Consider the following 2959-nt stretch of genomic DNA (forward strand, 5'->3'; position numbering starts at 1 on the left):
ACTGGATCAGCAAGTCAAAGTACGCGGCTACCGAATAGAACTGGGTGAAATTGAGACGCTTATGCGCCAACACGACGCCATTGACGACTGCGCCTTAAGCGTACGAGAAGTCCGTGCCGGCGATACGCGGCTCATCGCTTATGTTGTATGGAAGAATAGCCCGATTAGTCTCAGTGAACTTCGTGAGCACCTGCGACAGCAATTGCCCCCTTACATGGTGCCGCAGCACCTTGAAGCACTCGGGGAGTTACCACGCACCCTTAACAACAAGCTTGATCGAAAGGCTTTAGAAAGCCTCCCTTTATCAGAATCAAGCTCGTTAGGCAAAGAAGAAGTACGGGCCGCTACTACAGCGACTGAACTTAAGTTACTGAGCATCTGGCAAGAAGTCATCAATAAACCCATATCTAACATCAATGAAAACTTCTTCGACCTAGGTGGGCATTCTTTGCTCATTGCACAAATCATCCACCGTGTTGAAATGGATATGTCGGTGCAATTGAAGTTCAGTGACCTCTACGAGTTTGCAGACATCGAGTCTTTAGCTAAAAAAATAGATCAATCGCAGCACACAGAACAATCAACCATAACAAAGCGTTCAGAGAATGAACCAGCCTTATTAACCCTTGCCCAACAAAGGCTTTGGTACCTGAATCAACTGGAAGGAAGCAGTACTGCCTATAACCTTCCCTCTGCATTCAGACTAAAAGGAAAACTCAATAAGCTTGCTTTAAATCAAGCTTTTCAAAACCTAATCAGTCGCCAAGAAGCGCTAAGCGCCGAAGTAATTGAAATTGATTCCCAGCCACATCAACGGCTTCGAAACATCAGTAATTTTGAACTAAGTGAAGTCTCTTTCGCAGATATAGATAAGCCAATTGAACGTGAGCTGGAACTCAAAAAACGCCTGACCGTTTTACAAAACCAGGTTTTCGATATCAATCACGATATTCTTTTTAAAGCAGAACTAATCATTCTTAGTGAAGAAGAGAGCATTTTGTTTTTTATGCCTCATCACATCATATTCGATGGTTGGTCTTTCGATTTATTTATACATGAGCTCAGTGAGAGTTATAACGCATACTGTTGCGGTATCAATGCTCAATTACCTGTACTCGATTACCAGTTTGCTGACTATGCGAATTGGTCACGACTCAACAGTTCACAAGAAGATGTAGAAAAGGATGTCAGCTATTGGGTAGAACACCTCCAAGGAGCTCCTAACCTTGATATGCCGCTTGATCGACCTCGTCCGGAAACTCAGGATATTCGCGGTGAGCAAGTTTCATTTGAGCTACCGAGTGACCTACTTTCCAGGCTTAACGGCTTAGCCCTAGAAAAAGACGTAACTTTATTTATGGTCATGATGGCCAGTTATTGTGCCTTGTTGGCAAAATATACCGACCAAGAAGACCTAGTCATTGCGACACCAATGGCTGACCGAACTAAGCCCGGCACTGAAGACCTGATTGGCTTTTTTGTTAACGCCTTAGTACTTCGCTTTAGACTGAGCCGAGAAATGCCATTCCTTGAGCTATTACAGCAGGTCAAGCAACAATGCCTAGAAGGTTTTGACCATATGAGAGCACCGTTCGAAAAGATCGTCGAACGCCTGAACCCTGAACGTGATATGAGTCGTGCTCCCATCTACCAAACCTCTATCACCTACCAAGACGTATCTAAACGCGAACAAGTCATGGGAAGTGGTGACCATACGATAAACATCAAGCAGTGTGAGATCCCTTCTCATGATTCACCACTCGACCTGAACATATGGTTTAAAAAACGCGGCGACTCACTCAGTGGAGCAATCGTCTATAGTACATCTCTCTTTACTGAAAAAACGATCCAAGGCTTTAGGGATCATTTTCTTACGATTCTCGGACAAATTGCACAAAACCCGATAACCAGGCTTTGCGATATAGAACTACTTAATCAAAGCTCAAGCAAGCAAGTGATGAGACAATGTATAGGACCTGCTCATGCTTGGCATGAAGAACAAGCCAAGGCCCCTCGCACTGTCGGTCACTACCTTCATCATCAAGCTCAACAATTTGCCGAAAGTGATGCCGTCATATTTGAGCAGGAAGTCTTAAGCTATCGTCAGCTTGATGAACTTAGCTCACAGTGGGCTCAGCTCCTATTAGAGGAACATGTATCCGTTGGGGATCGCGTAGGCTTGTGCCTGGACCGCTCTCAGCATATGCTCGCGGCCCTAATTGGCATATTGAAAGTCGGCGCCAGCTATGTCCCGCTTGACCCTGACTTCCCCGATGATCGTTTGGCGTACATGATTGAAGACTCGGGCTTACAACACCTAGTCACTCAAGAAGCGCATATCAAGCGCCTGCCTTCTGTTGCACACATACTCAATACCGACCTGATTTCTGAACGTCTATCACAGCAGAACACAGCTTGCCCAGATGTAACAATCCCTGAGGATACAGCTGCGTATATCATCTATACCTCCGGTTCTACCGGAAAGCCTAAAGGCGTTGTGGTACCCCATGCTTCCGTCATGAACTTCTTACACAGCATGGCAGAAAAGCCAGGGCTCGAGGCTGATGATACCCTGATGGCAGTAACAACTTTGTCTTTTGATATTGCCGTACTTGAACTCTACTTGCCACTATGGGTCGGCGCCAAAGTCATTATTGCCAAGAAACAGGATAGTAGTGATGGTCGACGTTTATTAAGCTTGCTGACAAAGCATCAGGCAAACTTCATGCAAGCAACACCCGCCACCTGGCGATTGCTGATCAGTAGTGGCTGGCAGGGTGAGCCTAGATTAAAAGCACTGTGCGGTGGCGAAGCATTGCCATTGGATTTAGCTGAAGAGCTACTTCAACGCTGTAGTGAGCTTTGGAACATGTATGGCCCAACTGAAACCACCGTTTGGTCTAGCTGTGCCCAGATTACACAAACCCAAACACCGCCTGGATTGGGCTTACCTATCGCC

1 protein-coding gene is annotated in these 2959 nt (G+C 45.9%); it reads left to right on the forward strand.

The annotated features are described in order from the left end of the window. Nucleotides 1-2959 (forward strand): condensation domain-containing protein (locus A3757_RS17220; RefSeq protein ID WP_156506383.1); only part of this gene is annotated, 2959 nt, incomplete at both ends.

Source organism: Oleiphilus sp. HI0117 (assembly GCF_001635235.1).